A 17,876-nucleotide genomic window follows, 5' to 3' on the forward strand; every position below is an offset into this window, starting at 1 on the left:
TATAGTTTCTCCTGCGACGATGCCAAGTGCGGGGCGGCTCGAATTGCGTCAGACGCGGTGGGAGGCCTCGATCATCTGCTCCACCGCGACGAACTTCTCGCGCGGGGCGCCCTGGCGGGCGTTGGCGATTTCGGCTTCCTCGATCTTCTGCCAGTCGGTGAACCTGACGACCTCGATGCCGCGCTCCTCGGCGAGGGCGTCGAAGCCGGGACGACCCGGCTTGCCCGAACCGTCTTGCATGTCGGCGGCGATCTTCTCGACGATCGCGAAGCCGTCGGGGCGGTTGGTGCCGATGGTGCCAGTCGGCCCGCGCCGCGCCCAGCCGACACAGTAGAGGCCCGGCGCGATCCGGCCCTCGACATTGGCGAAGCGGCCGCCCTGTTCGTCGAACGGCACGTCGGGGATAGGCGAGGTCTGGTATCCGATGCAGGCGACGACGAGCCCGGCGGGGATGCGATAGGTTTCGCCGGTGCCGGCGGCCTTGCCGTTCTCCAGCCGGGTGCGTTCCACCTCGACCGCCTCGACGCGGGTATCGCCGAGGATCGCGCGGGGGGCGCCGAAGAAGTCGAACTCGACGGTGACGGCATCGGTGCCGGGGCGGGCCTGGCCCGCCGCGAAAGCGCGCAGGTGGGCCATGGACTTGCGCAGGCCGGTTTCCAGCGCCGCATCCTCGGCCACGTCGGGGAGGTCGGCCGGGTCTACCTCGGGGTGCGCGCGGGTGAGCTTGGCGAGTTCGGACAATTCCTTGGGCGTCATCGCTACCTGATGGGGGCCGCGCCGTCCCAGAATGACGATCCGCCGCACCGCCGAGCCCCTGAGCGAGGCGAGCGCGTGGGCGACGATGTCCGATTCGGCGAATTCCTCCTCGGACTTGGCGAGGATGCGCGCCACGTCGAGCGCGACATTGCCGTTGCCGATGACGACGGCCGTGTCATGGCTGAGCTTAGGGTCGAGCCCGGCGAACTGCGGGTGCCCATTGTACCAGCCCACGAATGCGGCCGAACCGAAGACGTTGGCGAGGTCGTCCCCGCGTAGGTCCAGCTTGCGATCGTGCGGGGCGCCCGTGGCGAGGATCACGGCATCGTACAACTCTTGCAGTTCCGGCACCGAAACGTCGCGGCCGAGCATGACGTTGCCAACGAAGCGCACGTTACCAAGCCGCGCGGTCGCCTCGTAGCGGCGCGACACACCCTTGATCGCCTGATGGTCTGGCGCAACTCCGGTACGTATAAGGCCGAAGGGAACGGGCTGGCTGTCGAATATATCGACCCGCACGTTGTCTCCCCACTGCTTCTGGGCCGCTTCGGCGGTGTAGTAACCTGCAGGGCCGGATCCGACGATGGCGATGTGGCGCACGGACGTTTCTCCCACTGTGCCAGCTTGGATGCCGGCTGTTTGCGTCAAGCAAGCACGGGGATAACGCATGGGCAAGCGAAATGGTTACTCGCCCCGACCGGCGGAAAGGTAGCCGGGACCGCCCACATTTAACCGTTTCGAAATGGGCAGGCGGCCATGGTGGCGCCATGGCGAAATTGGCTTTGCGCACGAAACGACAGGCGGTGCTTCCGGGCGGCGACAGCAGGGTTGAACCCCTGGTCCCCGAGGAGGGAAATGGCGCGCGCCCGGCGGATCAGCCGGCCGCGTTCGGCGGATTTTCGCGGGTTCACGCACGTCGCTCCGCCGATGACGTCCTGCATTATTTGACATCGCGCCGCTGGGTGCTGATGGCGCCGACGTTGCTCGCCTGCGCGCTGCTGATGACGCTACTCACCGGATTCGCGCCCGATATGGGCTCTGCGCTCTGCATGGGCGCGGCGATGGCGCTGTGCTTGCCTGCACCGCTCTACGCCCGGCTGGAGCGCCGTATCCTGCACGACGGCTGGCAGCGTTATCCGCTGATGGCGCTGGCCGTGCTGCTGCCGCTGGGCCTGTTCGGCTATGGAACCGCCCGCTGGACCCATCTGCATGCCGGCCTCGGCTGGGACGTGACAGTCAACATCTATGTCATCGTCGTGCTGATGGCGACGGTGCTGCTGGAGAACCGGCTGACCTCGATCATCGGCGCCACGATCGGGCTCTGGGGCGGCGCGTCCATGCTTGGCGGTTCGGTGGCGGCGTTCGGGCTGCTGGCGGTAGGCGGAGCGATCGGGCTCGTGATCGCGGTCGGCCAGTCGCGCCAGGCGGCGTCGCAGTCGCTCGCCCATTCCGAGCGCGAGCGCGAGCAGCGCCGCGCCGAGCAACTGCTCCACGAATACGAGCAAACGGGGCAGGGCTGGTTCTGGGAAACCGACCGCCTGGGCAAGATCACGTATGTTTCCGAACGCATCGCCGCACTGCTCGGCAAGAGCGCGGCAGAGCTGGAAGGCCGGCCGTTCACAAGCCTGTTCCTGCTCAATTCGGCAGGCCAGCAGAGCGAGCGCACGCTGGTATTCCATCTCAACACGCGCTCGTCGTTCCAGGACCTGAACGTGCGGGCCGCCGCCGAGGCCGTGGGAACACTCGACGACGAAGACGGCGATGGCCGCTGGTGGTCGATCTCCGGCCGTCCCGTGCTCGACCAGTTCAACAATTTCATGGGCTTCCGGGGCTCGGGCACCGACCTCACCGAAAAGCGCCGTTCGCAGCAACACGTCACGCAGCTGGCGCGCTTCGATTCGCTGACCAAGCTCGCCAACCGTTTCCAGATGGCGGAGTGGCTGGAGAAGATCCTGACCACGCCGCGCATAGAGATGCGGGCCTGCGCGGTCTTCCTGCTCGACCTCGACCGTTTCAAGCAGGTCAACGATACCATGGGCCACCCGGCCGGCGACGCGCTGCTCAAGCAGGTCGCCGAACGCCTTGGCGGCACCGTGGGCGACCGGGGCCGCGTCGGGCGATTGGGCGGCGACGAGTTCCAGGTGGTGCTCCACGGCGCCCAGCAGCGCGAAGGCCTTGCGCACCTCGCCCGCCGGATCATCGAGAACCTGTCGCAGCCCTATTCGATCGACGGTGCGCGCGTGACCATCGGCGCCTCCATCGGCATCGCGCTGTGCCCCGACGACGGCAACACCTCGGAGGCGCTCATCCGCAATGCCGACCTCGCGCTCTACGCCGCCAAGGGCAATGGGCGCGGCCGGCATCACTTCTACAACGAGGACCTGCACGCCGACGCGCGCGAGCGCCAGCAGCTGGAAGAGGACTTGCGCGATGCGATCGCGGGCGGCGCGCTAGAGTTGCACTACCAGCCGCAGGTGCGCACCACGAGCGAGCGGATCACCGGGTTCGAGGCGCTGCTGCGCTGGAAGCATCCCGTCCACGGCTACATGTCGCCTGCCCGGTTCGTGCCGGTGGCAGAGGAAACCGGCCTCGTTGCCCAGATCGGCGAGTGGGCGCTGCGCACCGCCTGCCGCGACCTGGCGGCATGGCCGGAGGACGTGCGCGTCGCGGTCAACGTCTCGCCGCTGCAGTTCGCCAATCCGGCGCTGCCGGCCATCGTCACCAACGCCATCGCGGCTGCCGGGATCAATCCGACACGGCTGGAACTGGAGATCACCGAAAGCGTGTTCCTCGGCGAGGACAAGTCGACCGAATCGATGTTCGCCGCGCTGAAGGGCATCGGCGTGCGCCTCGCGCTCGACGATTTCGGCACCGGCTATTCCTCGCTCGGCTATCTGAAGAAGGCGCCGTTCGACAAGATCAAGATCGACCAGAGCTTCGTGCGGGGCGCCACCGTCCCGGGCAGTCGCAACGGCGCGATCATCGCCTCGATCGTCAGCCTCGCCGAGGCGCTGGGCATGGAGACGACGGCGGAGGGCGTGGAGACGCTCGACGAACTGGATCTGGTGCGCGTGCTCGGCTGCAGTCATGTGCAGGGCTACATCTACGAACGGCCGATCAGTTTCGAGGCGGCCTCGGCCAAGCTCAGCGAGAGCCTCGTCGCCGTGGCACAGGGGCCCAGGTCGGCCCGCGCGCCGCGCCAGACCATGCTGCGCAAGGTCATGCTGGACCACGGATCGCACGTCTATTACGGCACGATCCGCAATATCTCGCAGTCGGGCGCCATGATCGAGGGCTTGTGGAACGTGCCGGCGGGCACGGTGTTCGGGGTCCACCTCGCCGAGGACTACCTGATGATGGCGACTGCGCGTTGGAGCAAGGAGGACCGCATGGGCGTCGAATTCGCCCAGGCGCTCGAACTCGACCACACCGGCGCGGTACTGTTTGCCTCGGCCCGGCAGAGGCGGGATCGCTCGGATCAGGCGCTGCTGCGCAGGGTCGGCTGAAGCGGTCGGATTCGGCGGCTGACATCGCTTCAAAGCGCTGCTAACGGCGCACCATGACCGAACTCGCGCAAATCCGTAACTTCAGCATCATTGCCCACATCGACCATGGCAAGTCGACGCTCGCCGACCGTCTGATCCAGACGACCGGCGGCCTCACCGAGCGCGAGATGAGCGCCCAGGTCCTCGACAACATGGACATCGAGAAGGAGCGCGGGATCACCATCAAGGCGCAGACCGTGCGCCTGAGCTACACCGCCAAGGACGGGCTCACCTACGAGCTGAACCTGATGGACACGCCGGGCCACGTGGACTTCGCCTACGAAGTCAGCCGCAGCCTTGCCGCCTGCGAAGGCGCGCTGCTGGTGGTGGACGCGGCGCAGGGCGTGGAAGCGCAGACGCTCGCCAACGTCTATCAGTCGATCGAGCATGACCACGAGATCGTGCCCGTCATCAACAAGATCGACCTTCCCGCCGCCGAACCCGAGAAGGTCCGCGCCGAGATCGAGGAAGTCATCGGCATCGACGCCAGCGGCGCCGTGCTCGCCAGCGCCAAGTCGGGCATCGGCATCGCCGAAGTGCTCGAGGCGATCGTCACCAAGATCCCGCCGCCCAAGGGCGAGCGTGACAAGCCGCTGAAAGCGATGCTGGTCGATTCGTGGTACGATCCGTACCTCGGCGTCGTCATCCTCGTCCGCGTGATCGACGGCATGATCAAGAAGGGCCTGAGCGTCAAGTTCATGCAGGGCGCCACCGAGCACCTCATCGACCGCGTCGGCTGCTTCACGCCCAAGCGGGTGGACCTGCCCGAACTCGGCCCCGGCGAGATCGGCTTCATCACCGCGCAGATCAAGGAAGTCGAGCAGGCCAAGGTCGGCGACACCATCACCACCGTGAAGGGCGGCGCCACGCAGGCGCTGCCGGGCTACAAGGAAGTCCAGCCGGTGGTCTTCTGCGGCTTGTTCCCGGTCGACGCCAACGACTTCGAGAAGCTGCGCGAATCGATCGGCAAGCTGCGCCTCAACGACGCCTCGTTCAGTTTCGAGATGGAATCGAGCGCGGCGCTGGGCTTCGGCTTCCGTTGCGGCTTCCTCGGCCTGCTGCACCTGGAAATCATCCAGGAGCGCCTGAGCCGTGAATACGACCTTGACCTCATCACCACGGCGCCTTCGGTGGTCTACCGCCTGTCGATGACCGACGGCACCGTGAAGGAACTGCACAACCCGGCCGACATGCCCGATCCCGTGAAGATCGACTTCATGGAGGAGCCGTGGATCAAGGCGGTGATCTACACGCCCGACGAATACCTCGGCTCGATCCTCAAGCTCTGCCAGGATCGCCGCGGCATCCAGAAGGACCTCACCTATGTCGGCGGCCGTGCCCAGGTGACCTATGAACTGCCGCTCAACGAAGTGGTGTTCGACTTCTACGACCGCCTGAAGTCGATCAGCCGCGGCTACGCCAGCTTCGACTACGAGCAGACGGGCCTGCGCGAGGGCGACCTCGTGATGATGAACATCCTCGTCAACAACGAGCCGGTCGACGCGCTCTCGATGATCGTCCACCGCAACCAGGCGGAGCCGCGCGGGCGTGCACTGGTAGAGCGGCTCAAGGAACTGATCCCCCGCCACATGTTCAAGGTGCCGATCCAGGCTGCCATCGGTGCCAAGGTCATCGCGCGCGAGACCATCAGCGCGATGCGCAAGGACGTTACTGCCAAGTGCTACGGCGGCGACATCAGCCGCAAGAAGAAGCTCCTCGACAAGCAGAAGGAAGGCAAGAAGCGCATGCGCGAATATGGCAACGTCCAGATCCCGCAGGAAGCCTTCATCGCCGCCCTTCGCATGGGCGAGGAATAGAACCGATCCGGCTCTAATTTCACACCCAGAAACGGCGTCCGCGGAAATTGACTCCTAACCGCGCCTGAGGCGGATCGCTGTCGAATTTTGCCTCAAATCGAATTGCGGTGCTGGATTCCAGTTCCCTCTTTGGTTTTGCCGTGCCGCAATGCCGAGATCTCTCATCGCGCATAACTTATCGTTGAAACCCCTCGTATCGGTTGCGATCGTCTGGGACTCCATCCTTGGCGTTGCGCGTTACGCATAAGTCTGCCTAAAGCGTCCGCAGGGGCGGGGGTCTCTCAAAAATGAATATGGGTCTGCAAATTCCGGATGTGATCGACGGGCGTCGTCCGGCGCTGATGCACATCTTTCCGCGGCTGACGCCGAAACAGCACGAGGTGCTGCGCTTCGTCGCGGAGAATCGCACCAGCAAGGAGATCGCCTGGGAGCTCGGCATCTCCGAAAGCGCGGTCAACCAGCGCATCGAGGGCGTTCGCGTCCGGGCCGGCTCGCCGCCGCGGGCGGAGCTGGCGCGTGCCTATCGTGCTTACCTGCAGGAACTCGAACAAGCCTGTAATCCCGTACCAGATAAGATTCCTCAGGTTCCGGAAGCCCTCCCCGAACCGCCAATCGAGCGGCGGGACGAACGTGTCGAACCTCTCGCCCTGGCAGACCCTGTGAACTATTTCGTCACGGCACCCTGGCAGCGCGCGGAGTTCGGCATCATCGTTCCGGAGGTGCTCGATGGGGCAAACGCCGGGCTCAGCCGCGCGGCCGCCATGATCGTCATCGCCGGAGGCATGTTGCTGGTGGCGATGGTGGGACTTGGAGTGGTGCGTACGCTGAGCGAACTGATCTGAATGATCGGACCGGTCTTGTCCCAGCCTCCTGAACCGATTGCTTATGGCGCGCCGAACGGGCCGGTGCCGCTTCAGGGGGACTTGTATGTCGATGACCATTGCTGCTGCTACCGCACGTATCTCGCGCCAGCTGCCCGAAGCCGAGCTTTCGCTCGATTCCGCCCTGCTCGCATCGGCGCGACTGATGGAATCGATGCTGCTGGCACGACAGGTCGACGGCCTGGAGGTCTACACCGGCCAGACCGCGCTGATGCGTCTCGCCAAGGCGCAGCGCACGCTGATCGAAAGCCAGAACGACATGCTGCGGATCCATCAGGAACTGCGCGGCATCGGCCGGGACGTGAAGGCGCTGGGCGACGAGGAGGGCAGCTGCCCGACCACCGGCGCGGCCGATGCGGAACCGCTGCTCCGCACAGCCTGACCTGTGGATCGCCCGGATCGCGGCGGGGAGGGCAGCGGCATGCCTGACCCGTCCTGGCCGGTGATCCTGTGGCATCTGAAAAGTCATATCCAGGCGGCCTGCTATGTACTGCTGTTCCTCTACTCCATCGCCCGCAAGGCGGCGGCACCGGAGTGCATCCTCTCCGGGCTGCTCTGCGCGATGGTGGGGGTCGACAGGATCTATCATGCCGTCTCGCCGGTGCCGATCCTATGGGGCCATACAGACCTGGTACATCTCGGCATCGATGTGGCGATGCTCGCGTGTACCAGCGCCGTCGCGCTGTACGCCAACCGCGTCTATCCGCTGTGGATAGGGGCAGCGCAGATTATCGCGGTATCAGGTCATGTCTATCGCCTGGCCCTCTCGCAGATCAACGAGTTCGCCTACGACATGATGGTCATGCTGCCCTCCTACATCCAGTTGGTGGCGATGACGCTGGGGCTCGCATTTCACATGTCGCGGCGCAGGAGACTGGGCAACTATCCGTCCTGGCGTCGCTTATCGAGCCCTACGCCGGCAGCCACGGCGAGGATATCGCGCACCGTCTGATCGGGCGCTTCGGGTCTCTGCGGACGATATATTCCGCTTCCCCCGACGCGCTAGTGGACGCCCTTGCCGAAGCGGGGTCCGAATTGGGCGAGGGACGGGCGGCGGTGGCGTCTGCCATCGTCGCCGCCCGGCGCCTGTCCGAAGCCGCAACACGGGAAGTGCTGCTGGGTCAGCCCACCGATACGGGCACACTCGCCTTCCGCCAGTACCTCGTCAGCCGGCTGGGTAGCCGCCGCGAGGAATGCGTGATGGTCCTCTTCTTCACTGGCGATGCACTCTACATTGCCGAAGACCTCTACGTCGGCGGCACGCGGGCGGAAATCCGCATTCCGCTGCGTCGCACTGTGCGCCGTGCTTTCGATCTCGATGCGCGGCGCCTCGTCATCGCGCACAACCATCCGTCCGGCATACCCCAGCCCAGCGCCGCGGACATCGCCGCCACCGGACGTCTCCGTGAAGTGATCGAGGCCTTGGAGATTGGTCTGGACGATCATTGCGTCGTCGCGGGGAATTGCGTGGTGAGCATGCGAGCCATGGGGCTGCTTTAAGACTGGCGGCGTCGGGGGCTACCGACCTCGCCACGCCCGTCCGGACAGGGGCATGTGCAATGTGCAGATGCTTCAGGCGGCGATGCAGCGGTTCCGCCCGGCATGCTTCGCCTCGTATAGCGGCACGTCCGCGCGCGCGATCCAGTCTTCCGCCGTGGCTGTCGTATCGTCGAGGGCGGCAATCCCGAAGCTCGCGGTGATGGCGATGGTGCGGGCGGGCGCGATGGCGATCGGGTGCGCAGCGATGGCCGCGCGGTGACGTTCAGCAGCTGCGAGGGCGGCGGCGCCGTCTGCTTCCGGCAGCAGCATCGCGAACTCCTCGCCGCCGATCCGGCCCAGCAGGTCGGCGTGGCGACCGGAGCCGTGGAGCACTTTCGCCAGTTCGCGCAAAACCGCGTCGCCGGCCGGGTGGCCCCAGGTATCGTTCACCGTCTTGAAGTGGTCGATGTCGATCAGCACCAGCGAAGCAGCGTGGCCGTGCCGGCGCGCGCGGGCCATTTCCTTTTCCACCCTGTCGAGGAAGCCGCGCCGGGTCAGGACGCCTGTGAGCTGGTCGCGCTCGGCGATGCGGCGCAGTTCCATCTCATTGACGACGATGCTGGCGAAGTTCCGCAGGATGGCGATCTCGCCCTCGGAGAAGTCGCGCGGGCGGGTGTCGATGGCGCACAGCGCTCCGACGTTGTAGCCGTCCGAGGTCACCAACGGCACGCCGGCATAGGCGCGGATATGCGGAGCGCCGTTGACCAGCGCATTGTCGGCGAAGCGCGAATCCGCTTTTGCATCGGGTATGACAAGCGGCATGCGCTGGCGGATGGTGTGGGTGCAGAACGACACGTCGCGCGGCGTCTCGGTTGCATCGAGGCCTACCCTGGCCTTGAACCACTGCCGCTCCTCATCCAGCAGCGTCACCACCGATATCGGCACGCCGAGTACGGCCCGCACGAGGTTCACGACGTTCTCGAAGGGTTCCTCCGGCGGCGTGTCGAGAATGTCCAGACGACGAAGCGCTGCAAGGCGGGCAGTTTCGTCGGCAAGGGCATTCTGGGCGTACATGCTGCAGCATCTCGTTCCGCGCGTGTTCCCCGGCGCAAGGGCAGGGGCGGGGCGACCTTCGCCTCCTTACCGCCCGCGAGTAAAGGAAGTGCGAACATGCAGCAACTTCCCTGCTCTTGCTGCATTGCAATCAACCATTTGACAATGCACCGCCTGACACGAAACTGTCGCCCGGTGCGCACATTCCTTTTCGGCGCGAAGGCCGCCCTACCATTGGAGACGCTTGCTTGACCCAGATCGTCACAGTCCCGACCACGCCCTTCGACGGGCAGGCGCCCGGAACCTCGGGCCTGCGCAAGAAGGTGAAGGTCTTCCAGCAGCCGGGCTATGCCGAGAATTTCATCCAGTCTGTCTTCGACGTCGTGAAGCCGCAGGCGGGCGCGGTGCTGGTGATCGGCGGCGACGGGCGTTATCACAACCGCACGGTCATCCAGCAGGCGATCCGCATGGCCGCCGCCAACGGCTATGGCCGCGTGCTGGTCGGGCAGGGCGGCATCCTTTCCACCCCGGCGGCAAGCCATGTCATCCGCAAGTACAAGGCGAGCGGCGGCCTCGTCCTTTCGGCGAGCCACAACCCCGGCGGTCCGGACGAGGACTTCGGCATCAAGTACAACATCGCCAATGGCGGCCCGGCGCCCGAGAGCGTGACCGACGCGGTGCTGGCGGGCACGAAGACGATCGACCGCTGGCTGACCGTCGAGACGCCCGACATCGATCTCGACACGCTGGGCGAGACGCAGGTAGGCGACCTGATCGTGGAAGTTCTCGATCCCGTCGCCGACTACGCCGACCTCATGGAGGAGCTGTTCGACTTCGACGCGATCCGCAAGGTCGTCGCCTCGGGCTTCTCCATGCGCATGGATTCGATGAGCGCGGTGACGGGGCCTTATGCCGTCGAAATCCTCGAAAACCGGCTGGGCTTCGCGCCGGGCACCGTGGTCAACGGCGTGCCGCTGGAGGCCTTCGGCGGGCACCATCCCGACCCGAACCTGATCCACGCCAAGGAACTCTATGACCTCATGATGTCCGAGGATGCGCCCGACATCGGCGCGGCCTCGGACGGAGACGGCGACCGCAACCTCATCATCGGGCGTGGGCGCTTCATCACCCCGTCCGACTCGCTGGCGATGCTGGCCGCCAACATCGAGATCGCGCCTGCCTACCGCGGCCGCCTCGCCGGGATCGCCCGCTCGATGCCGACCAGCGCCGCCGCCGACCGCGTGGCCGAGGCGCTTGGCGTGCCGTGCTTCGAGACACCGACCGGCTGGAAGTTCTTCGGCAACCTGCTCGATGCCGGTAAGGTCACCATCTGCGGCGAGGAAAGCGCGGGCACCGGCTCGGACCATGTGCGCGAGAAGGACGGCCTCTGGGCGGTGCTGCTTTGGCTCAACATCCTGGCGGTGCGCGGCATCAGCGTCGACGATCTCGCGAAGGAGCACTGGGCGCGTTACGGGCGCAACTACTACGCGCGGCACGACTACGAGGGCATCGAGACGGCGGGCGCCAACGCGCTGATGGACGGACTCAAGGCGCAGCTCGCCGCGCTGCCCGGCAAGAGCTTCGGCCCACAGGTCGTCAGCCATGCGGACAGCTTTGCGTATACCGACCCGGTCGACGGCTCCGTCAGCGCCAACCAGGGCATCCGCGTGCTGTTCGAGGACGGCAGCCGCATCGTCTTCCGCCTTTCGGGCACGGGCACGCAAGGCGCCACCCTGCGCGTCTATCTCGAGCGCTACGAGCCGCGCTCGGGTCATCTCGACGCCGACACCGGCGCGATGCTGGAGCCGCAGATCGCCGCCGCCGAGGCAATCGCCGGGATCGTGGCCCACACCGGCCGGACGGCGCCCGACGTCATCACCTGAGGTCGCCCCCGCCGCGCAAGGCGACACAGGTTTACACGGTTTACACGGTCCAGGGGGAAATGGCGCCTTCCTGGCCCTGAAAGTGTCGCCTTGTGGGGTGACTGGTGTAACCTTGCGTCCCGTGCAAGTGTCAACTTGCGCAAGGGCCGCCGCATGGCAGTGAGCCGCGGAAGGCAGGGAAGCAGGTGGGAGGGCGGATCTTCTCACGCGCCCAATCTAACGCGGCGGACCATCTGTAGGAAAACGGTTTAGGGTGGCAGGAGGCCCGCCGCTCCCGCGATGAATTGGATATGTTGCGGCGCGAAATTCGCGTAAATTCCCGCCAATTCCGCGTTATCGCCCTGTGTGTGTATACATGACGGATCGAACTGCTCTTGCCTCGACCCCATCAAGGCGCCATCACGCCGGGCGAGAGAGGAACGCCCTATGAGCAAGCACATCCATCTGGTCAGCTTCCTGATCAATTCGCCGATCAACCACACCGTGCTCAGCTGGTCGCAGCCCGGCGACAACCGCCTCGACGCTCTGCACGACCTCAAGCTGTGGCAGGAATTGGCGCAGACGCTGGAGCGCGGGCGCTTCGACGGCATCTTCTTCGCCGACACGCCCGGCGTGTTCGACCGCTACCGCGACAGCCACGAGGACGCGGTGAAATACGGCGTGTGCTGGCCCTGCATGGACCCGGTGGTGCTGCTCTCGGCGCTGGCGGCGGCGACCACGCACCTTGGCCTTGCGGCGACGATGTCTACGAGTTCGTACCAGCCCTGGACGATCGTGCGCCAGCTCGGCACGCTCGACTATCTCTCGGGCGGGCGCGTCGGGTGGAACATCGTCACCGGACACCTGCGCGGCGAGCATCGCGCGCTCGGCCTGCACCAGCTGGAGCATGACCGCCGCTACGACCGCGCGGACGAGTACATGGAGGTCTGCTACAAGCTCTGGAACTCGGTGAAGCCCGGCGCCATCCTCGCCGACCGTGAAAGCGGGATCTACGCCGACCCCTCGAAGGTCGAGTTCATCGACCATCAGGGCGAATTCTTCTCGTGCCAGACGGTGTCGCCCGTGCTGCCCTCGCCGCAGGGCCATCCGGTGCTGTTCCAGGCGGGCAGTTCCGGGCGCGGCCAGCAGTTCGCGGTGAGCCACGCCGACGTGGTGTTCTCCATCCAGCCCAACGTGCCGGGCATGAAGCGCTTCACGGTCAACCTCGAGGATGCGGCCAGGGCGGCGGGCAAGAAGACGCCCGGCGTCAGCTTCGGCATCCAGCCGATCGTCGGCGGCACCGAGGAGGAAGCGAAGCGCAAGCTCGCGGATCTCGTCGAGAAGCTGCCGATCGACGCCTGCCTCGCGCGGCTTTCGGGCACCATGGGCGTGGACTTCGCAGGGATGGAACTCGACCAGCCGCTCGCCGAGATCGAGACGCAGGCTTCGCAGGGGCTGATGAAAGCGTTCTCCAACATCGAGGGCGACAAGCCGCTCACCTTGCGCGAAGTTGCGGTCCGCTGGGGTCTTGCCGTGGGCAAGCCGCAGATCGTCGGCACCCCCGAGCAGGTGGCAGCCGAGATGGAGCGCATCTGGTGCGAAACCGGTTGCTACGGCTACAACGTGACCCCCACCGTCATGGCCAGCTCGGTCACCGACTTCGTCGACCAGGTCGTGCCGATCCTGCAGGCGAAGGGCGTCTACCGCACCGAATACGAAGGCACGACGCTGCGCGAGAACCTGGGTCTGTGAAGGCGCACAACATTGCGCAGGTGAGGGAGCGGGCGAGGCGCCGCCTGCCGCGCGCGATCTGGGAGTTCATCGAGCGCGGGACCGAAGACGACGTGCTGGTGAACCGCAACGTCACCGCTCTGCAGGACGTGCGGCTACTGCCGCGTAGTTTGCGCGACGTGTCGCAGCGCTCGGCCGAGATCGAGCTGTTCGGCCGCCGCCAGCCGCTGCCGCTGGTGATCGCGCCGACCGGCGTGTCCGACCTGCTCTGGCACCGGGGCGAGCGGGCCATCGCCTCTGCTGCGGCGTCGGCGGGCATCCCCTTCACCCAGACCACCAGCTCGACCACCAGCTTCGCCGACATCGCCAAATGCGCCACTTCGGGCCACTGGATGCAGATGTACCTGTGGGAGCGGCGCGACCTCTCGTGGCAGGTGGTGGACGCGGCGCGGGAGAACGGGGCGGACGTGATCGTCCTCACCGTCGACACCCCGATGTGGCCGCTGCGCGAATTCAACAAGCGCGCCGGCATGTCGAACCCGATCCGGCCCAACGCCACGCTGGTGTCGGACTTCCTCAAGCGGCCCTCGTGGCTGGCCTCGGTCATCTGCCGGTACTACCTCGAGGGCGGTCTGCCGCAGTTCGCCAACTATCCGCCCGAGGTCGGCGGCAAGCTCACCGGCACCGTCAGCCGCGTGTCCAACTCGGCCTCGGTCAACTGGGCCGACGTCGATGAACTGCGCCGCCGCTGGCCGGGCAAGCTGGTCATCAAGGGCGTGCTCTCCGCCGACGATGCCCGCATCGCGCTCGATCACGGGGTCGACGGCATCGCGGTGTCCAACCACGGGGGCCGCAACTTCGACAGCTCGCCGCCCGCGATCGACGTGCTGGCCGGCATCGTCGACGCTGTGGGGGACCGCACCACCGTCCTGTTCGACAGCGGCGTGAGGCGCGGCGCCGACGTGCTCAAGGCGCTGGCGATCGGAGCGAAGGCCGTGCTGATCGGCCGCGCCACGCTTTACGGCTGCGCCGCCGGGGGGCAGGCCGGGGCCCGCCACGCGATAGACCTGCTGGCGAACGAGATCGACGTGGCCATGGCGATGCTGGGCGTGACCCGGCTGGACGAACTGGACCGCAGCTACCTGGTGCCGGGGACTTACCGCAACCCGTCGTCCCCGGCCTGACCGGGGACCGGATCAAGTTCGGGGCGACGTAAGTCTTCGCTCCTCGTCCAGCGCCCGCACTCGTGCCGCGGTATCCTCATTGTCCAGTAGCACCGACAGCGGCGCATCCAGCCGGCGTCGCCAGTTCGGGTGCTCGGTGATCGTGCCCGGCAGGTTGGGTTGTTCTACCTCCGCCAGCAGGTCCTCGAGCGGGGCGATCGCCAGCACGCAGGGCGTGCGGCCGATGTGGCGCAGCGCGGCTTCCACCACGGGCGCGGGGTCGTCCGGCAAAGGGCGCGGCGCGGTGTCGCCGGTCAGGGTGGCCCAGAGCAGGCCCCGGTCCCAATCGCGGCGTTCCTCGGCCTCGGCGCGCGTGGTGCCCGGGGGCAGGCGGCCCAGCTTCTCCGCCCAGTCGAGGTCGCGGCCGGTCCACCAGCCGGCGACGGTGGCGGTGTCGTGGGTCCCGGTCATGGCGGCGGCCTGCGCGTCGTAGTCGGCCGCGCCGATGAAGCCGTCGTCCGGCGCGCGCTCGAACCACAGCACGCGCATGCCGAGCATCCCGCGCGCGGTGATGGCCGGGCCGAAGCCGCCGGGCATGGTGCCGAGGTCTTCGGCGACGATCAGCGCGTTCGCAAGATGCGCCTCCAGCGCGGCAAGGCGGACGAGGTCGTCGAACGGATAGGTGAGATAGGCTCCCGCGCTCGACGGCTGGCCTTCCGGCACCACCCATAGCCGCGCGAGGCCAAAGGCATGGTCGATCCGCAGCGCGCCCGAAGTCGCCAGCGCGGCGCGGATCGTCTCGATCCACGGGCCGTAGCCGCTGCGCGCGAGGCCGCGCGGGCTGAAGCCGGTGAGCATCCAGTTCTGCCCGAGCGGCCCGAGCGGATCGGGCGGCGCGCCGATCGTCAGTCCCTGCAGCAGTGCATCGCCCATCGACCAGGCATCCGCCCCGCCGGTATGCACGCCCACCGCGAGGTCGGCGAGCAGGCCGACCGCCATGCCCGCTTCCCGCGCCCGCGCCTGGACGACGGCGAGGCTCTCGCGCGCCAGCCACTGGGTGAAGAGGTGGAAGGCGACCTCCTCGGCGGTGTCGCGCGCGAACTTGGCGACCGCCTTGCCGTCGGGGTCGTGGTAGGCGGGGGGCCATGCCTGCCAGCCATGCGCGCCCTTTGCGCGGAAATGGACGTCGAGCGCGTCGTATAGCGCCTGCCGCCTCAGGCCCTCGCCGTGGGGCGCGTTGTCGCGCGCGATGCGTTCGCGGGTGGCGGCGTCGAGGCCGGCGAACACCGTGCGGAGCTGCGCCAGGCGGCGGGGCAGGGCGCTTTCCCAGTCGATCAGCTCATCCGCGCCAGCGTCGTCCCCGGGCAGCGGCGGCAGGCCGAGCAATTCGGGGCTGCCCATCGCACCGTTGAGATAGAGGCGGCTCGACGGGGAGTAAGGGCTGAAATCATGGCCGTAGCCCGCGAACAGCGCGTGGACCGGGTTGATCGCCAGCGCGTCCGCCCCGCGCGCGGCGAAGGCATCGACGGCCTCGGCGAGTTCCGAGAAGGTCCCGAAGGCGCGCGGTGACGCTCCGCGCAGGGCGGGTATCTGGACGGCCGGCCCCCAGATGCGGCCCTTGCCCAGCCTCTCCACCGAGGGACATTCGCGCGGGGCGACGGCGAGGGTGAGGGCATGGCCATTGATCGTGAGCGCGTGGTAGCCCGGCTCGTCCACCGGCGGCAGGGTCCAGGTGGACAGGTCGAGGCTGCGCGGGGTTCCGTCCGGCCCGGCAATCTCGGCATGAGCGAGGCTTGGCGGCAGCGGGATCGGCATGCCGACATCGGCGACCAGCATTTTCGGCGGCTCTGCGCGCTCGCGGCGGACCTGATCGAGGCTGGCGGCGATGTCTTCCTGAGTGATCGCCGGATAGCCGAGAGCGGTCGCGATCGCGGCCAGCGAGGCGTCGCTGACGGTCTGCTCGTCGCCTTCCGAACTCCACCAGATGCGCACGAGGCCGATCGCCTCGGCGAGGGCGTGCAATTCGGGCGCATGCGATGGCTGCATCTGGGGTGTCTGCTCCTCGGGCGGCGGCCCTATCCGGTTTGAAGCACCTGGGTAGGTTCATGTCGAGCGAAGTCGCGAGGTCATGCACCGTGCGTGGTGTCTCGACTTCGCTCGGCACGAACGGAGATGGCACGGCGCTCCCCTTCGAACCGCGCGGGCGATCGTTCCAATGCGGGGACTTGCGCCCGCCGCCCGGGCGCTCGACGATGCCGCAAAATCACGGGAGAGAGACATTGGCCAAGATCGACGTCGGCGGGATCGGCATTGCCTACGAACTGCTGGGCAAGGAGAGCGACCCGGCCATCGCGCTGACGCCGGGCGGGCGCTTCACCATGGACGTGCCGGGCCTGCGCGAGATGGCGGACGAGTTCGTCAAGGCGGGCCGCCGCGTGCTCATCTACGACCGGCCGAACTGCGGCCTCTCCGACGCCTGCCTGCTGGGCGAGAGCGAATCCGAGATGCAGGCCGAGGCGCTGTCCGGCCTGATCCGCAAGCTCGACCTCGGGCCGACGGTGATCGCGGGCGGCTCGGGCGGCAGCCGCGTTTCGATGCTGGCGGCGGCGCGGGACCCGGAAATCTGCTCGCACCTCGCGCTGTGGTGGATTTCGGGCGACCCGATCGGCCTCATGCAGCTCGCCACCTACTACTGCGGCGAGGCAGGCTCGCTGGCGAGCGTGGGCGGCATGGAAGCGGTGCTGAAAGCCACCAGCTGGGCCGAGAACTTCGCCAAGAGCGAGCAGTCGCGCGCGTTCATCAAGGCGCAGGACCCGGAGAAGTTCATCGCGGTGATGCAGAAGTGGGCCGCCGCCTACGTGCCCTCGCCGATCACCCCGGTGCCCGGCATGACGCCGCGCGACTTCGCCCGGCTGACGATGCCCACGCTGGTGTTCCGCAGCGGCAAGAGCGACCTTTCGCACACCCGCGCGACCTCGGAGTGGGTGCATCGGCTGGTGCCGCACTCGCTGTTCCTAGATCCGCCGTGGAACGACGACGAGTGGAACTACCGCTCGGGGCAGACCATGTCGGGGACCGAGGGGCACACGCTGTTCCGCTCGTGGCCCAAGCTGGTGCCGCAAATCCTCGACTTCATCGCGGGGTGAGGGCGGCGCTCGCGCCGCGCGCGTCCCAAGCGATCAGCCATGCCAGCACGGCGGCGACGAGGGCGTAGCGGGCGCGGAAGGGCACGTTGAGCAGCGGGTACTGGCCGATGAGGTGCGGCGGGTCGGTCCACGCGGGCACGACCAGCGCCAGCCAGCAGGCCACCACCAGCGGCGTGCGCAGCCACGTCGGGCTCGCCAGCGTCTGGGCCAGCGCGGCGAGGATCACCGGGAAGATCAGCGCGTAGTGATAGCCCCAGGCATTGGGCGCAGCGACCAGCGAGGCGCAGAGCAGCAGGTTCAGGCTGTCGAGCGGCTTCGTCTCACGCGTGACCTGCTGGTGGGCCATCGCGGCGAGGATGCCGAAGGCCAGCAGCAGCTTCGACGCTAGCTGCACCGCATGCGGGATCGGCACGAAGTGGAGCACCGGCTGGCCGCCGCCCGCC

General features: G+C 67.3%; 14 protein-coding genes and 1 pseudogene. 10 read left to right on the forward strand and 5 right to left on the reverse strand.

The genetic code is table 11. The features are described 5' to 3' along the window. Positions 1–48: 48 nt before the first annotated feature. Positions 49–1,356: an FAD-dependent oxidoreductase gene (locus tag PMI02_RS08380; protein WP_007681477.1), complete on the reverse strand. Its 1,308-nt coding sequence runs from the start codon at positions 1,354–1,356 to the stop codon at positions 49–51. Between the two features lie 128 nt (positions 1,357–1,484). Continuing rightward, complete coding sequence (locus tag PMI02_RS27940) at positions 1,485–1,697, reverse strand: hypothetical protein (RefSeq protein WP_238539034.1); 213 nt, start codon at positions 1,695–1,697, stop codon at positions 1,485–1,487. Positions 1,698–1,724: 27 nt separating this feature from the next. Between PMI02_RS27940 and PMI02_RS08385 the strand changes: the two genes are divergently transcribed. The 6 genes from PMI02_RS08385 (at position 1,725) to PMI02_RS27950 (ending at position 8,499) form a co-directional block, all read left to right on the forward strand. Continuing rightward, positions 1,725–4,262, forward strand: a complete 2,538-nt coding sequence (locus PMI02_RS08385; RefSeq protein ID WP_238539035.1) for an EAL domain-containing protein — start codon at positions 1,725–1,727, stop codon at positions 4,260–4,262. Between the two features lie 53 nt (positions 4,263–4,315). After that, positions 4,316–6,118: a translation elongation factor 4 gene (lepA, locus tag PMI02_RS08390; protein WP_007681480.1), complete on the forward strand. Its 1,803-nt coding sequence runs from the start codon at positions 4,316–4,318 to the stop codon at positions 6,116–6,118. A 287-nt stretch (positions 6,119–6,405) separates the two neighbouring features. Continuing rightward, a complete protein-coding gene (locus tag PMI02_RS08395; protein ID WP_007681481.1) occupies positions 6,406–6,960 on the forward strand; it encodes a helix-turn-helix transcriptional regulator in 555 nt (184 codons plus the stop codon). Between the two features lie 85 nt (positions 6,961–7,045). Next, a complete protein-coding gene (locus PMI02_RS08400; protein WP_007681482.1) occupies positions 7,046–7,381 on the forward strand; it encodes a hypothetical protein in 336 nt (111 codons plus the stop codon). Positions 7,382–7,420: 39 nt separating this feature from the next. Beyond that, positions 7,421–7,951, forward strand: a complete 531-nt coding sequence (locus tag PMI02_RS27945) for a hypothetical protein (protein ID WP_007681483.1) — start codon at positions 7,421–7,423, stop codon at positions 7,949–7,951. Positions 7,952–8,004: 53 nt separating this feature from the next. Next, on the forward strand, positions 8,005–8,499 hold the full coding sequence (locus PMI02_RS27950) for a JAB domain-containing protein (RefSeq protein ID WP_007681484.1): 495 nt from the start codon (positions 8,005–8,007) through the stop codon (positions 8,497–8,499). Positions 8,500–8,571: 72 nt separating this feature from the next. Here PMI02_RS27950 and PMI02_RS08415 read toward each other — a convergent pair whose 3' ends face one another. Next, complete coding sequence (locus PMI02_RS08415; protein ID WP_007681485.1) at positions 8,572–9,552, reverse strand: sensor domain-containing diguanylate cyclase; 981 nt, start codon at positions 9,550–9,552, stop codon at positions 8,572–8,574. Positions 9,553–9,779: 227 nt separating this feature from the next. On the opposite strand from PMI02_RS08415, the gene PMI02_RS08420 reads away from it, so the two are divergent. The 3 genes from PMI02_RS08420 (at position 9,780) to PMI02_RS08430 (ending at position 14,308) form a co-directional block, all read left to right on the forward strand. Further along, the gene (locus tag PMI02_RS08420) at positions 9,780–11,414 is read left to right on the forward strand and encodes an alpha-D-glucose phosphate-specific phosphoglucomutase (RefSeq protein ID WP_007681486.1); all 1,635 of its coding nucleotides are present in this window, start codon (positions 9,780–9,782) and stop codon (positions 11,412–11,414) included. A gap of 426 nt (positions 11,415–11,840) precedes the next feature. Next, positions 11,841–13,145 (forward strand): NtaA/DmoA family FMN-dependent monooxygenase, encoded by a 1,305-nt coding sequence (locus tag PMI02_RS08425; protein ID WP_007681487.1) that lies wholly within the window; start codon positions 11,841–11,843, stop codon positions 13,143–13,145. Further along, positions 13,142–14,308, forward strand: a complete 1,167-nt coding sequence (locus PMI02_RS08430) for an alpha-hydroxy acid oxidase (RefSeq protein ID WP_007681488.1) — start codon at positions 13,142–13,144, stop codon at positions 14,306–14,308. The genes PMI02_RS08425 and PMI02_RS08430 overlap by 4 nt, the downstream gene beginning before the upstream one ends. Positions 14,309–14,320: 12 nt before the next feature. On the opposite strand, the gene malQ is transcribed toward PMI02_RS08430, so the two are convergent. After that, the gene (gene malQ / locus PMI02_RS08435; RefSeq protein ID WP_007681489.1) at positions 14,321–16,333 is read right to left on the reverse strand and encodes a 4-alpha-glucanotransferase; all 2,013 of its coding nucleotides are present in this window, start codon (positions 16,331–16,333) and stop codon (positions 14,321–14,323) included. A 233-nt stretch (positions 16,334–16,566) separates the two neighbouring features. On the opposite strand from malQ, the gene PMI02_RS08440 reads away from it, so the two are divergent. Next, on the forward strand, positions 16,567–17,433 hold the full coding sequence (locus tag PMI02_RS08440) for an alpha/beta fold hydrolase (RefSeq protein WP_007681490.1): 867 nt from the start codon (positions 16,567–16,569) through the stop codon (positions 17,431–17,433). Here the strand turns inward: PMI02_RS08440 and PMI02_RS08445 are convergent. Beyond that, positions 17,420–17,876, reverse strand: a pseudogene (locus PMI02_RS08445) (DUF2029 domain-containing protein); the annotation flags it as partial. The gene PMI02_RS08440 and the pseudogene PMI02_RS08445 overlap by 14 nt on opposite strands.

Origin of the sequence: Novosphingobium sp. AP12 (assembly GCF_000281975.1) — a bacterium.
Classification (GTDB): Bacteria; Pseudomonadota; Alphaproteobacteria; order Sphingomonadales; family Sphingomonadaceae; genus Novosphingobium.

Excerpts from the sequence above, each read along its gene's own strand:
- PMI02_RS27940 (WP_238539034.1), bottom strand. The coding sequence starts at position 1,697 with ATGCAGGACGTCATCGGCGGAGCGACGTGCGTGAACCCGCGAAAATCC.
- PMI02_RS08385 (WP_238539035.1), top strand. The coding sequence starts at position 1,725 with ATGGCGCCGACGTTGCTCGCCTGCGCGCTGCTGATGACGCTACTCACC.
- lepA (WP_007681480.1), top strand. The coding sequence starts at position 4,316 with ATGACCGAACTCGCGCAAATCCGTAACTTCAGCATCATTGCCCACATC.
- PMI02_RS08395 (WP_007681481.1), top strand. The coding sequence starts at position 6,406 with ATGAATATGGGTCTGCAAATTCCGGATGTGATCGACGGGCGTCGTCCG.
- PMI02_RS08400 (WP_007681482.1), top strand. The coding sequence starts at position 7,046 with ATGTCGATGACCATTGCTGCTGCTACCGCACGTATCTCGCGCCAGCTG.
- PMI02_RS27945 (WP_007681483.1), top strand. The coding sequence starts at position 7,421 with ATGCCTGACCCGTCCTGGCCGGTGATCCTGTGGCATCTGAAAAGTCAT.
- PMI02_RS08415 (WP_007681485.1), bottom strand. The coding sequence starts at position 9,552 with ATGTACGCCCAGAATGCCCTTGCCGACGAAACTGCCCGCCTTGCAGCG.
- PMI02_RS08425 (WP_007681487.1), top strand. The coding sequence starts at position 11,841 with ATGAGCAAGCACATCCATCTGGTCAGCTTCCTGATCAATTCGCCGATC.
- malQ (WP_007681489.1), bottom strand. The coding sequence starts at position 16,333 with ATGCAGCCATCGCATGCGCCCGAATTGCACGCCCTCGCCGAGGCGATC.